Raw genomic sequence first — 402 nt, 5'->3', positions numbered from 1 at the left:
GCTTCGGCTTCGATGCCGCACTGCATGGAGATGTAGAACTCATCTCCGGCGACGCCCTGCACGAACGCGATCTTGTACCCGTCCTCGGAGCCGCCCGAGGCACCGCCCGACGAGGATCCGCCGGAGCAGCCGGCGAGGACGAGGGTGGCTGCGGCGCCGAGGGTGGCGAACGCGAGAGCCTTGCTGTTCCACTGCATTGTGATGACCGTTCTCTCTTGGTGTGATGTCGGATGCCGGGCGTCAGCCGCGGCGTCCTCCGCTGACGAACTTGCGCCAGAGGCTCTGGGTGTTGCCGCGGGTGGCGGCGGTGCGGCGCACCTGGTCGACGTAGACCGCGGTGATGAGGACAGCGCCGACGGCGACCTGCTGCCAGAAGGGCTGCACGCCGGTGATGACGAAGCC

The 402-nt window shown here is 68.2% G+C and carries 1 pseudogene; it reads right to left on the bottom strand.

The annotated features are described in order from the left end of the window. A pseudogene (locus ACTJJP_RS17380) lies at positions 1-197 on the bottom strand (hypothetical protein); the annotation flags it as partial. Positions 198-402 lie beyond the last annotated feature (205 nt).

Origin of the sequence: Microbacterium sp. 22296 (assembly GCF_052045385.1) — a bacterium.
GTDB lineage: Bacteria > Actinomycetota > Actinomycetes > Actinomycetales > Microbacteriaceae > Microbacterium.
The sequence above is the reverse complement of the archived record's forward strand: the minus strand, read 5'-3'. Positions and strand labels throughout refer to the sequence as shown.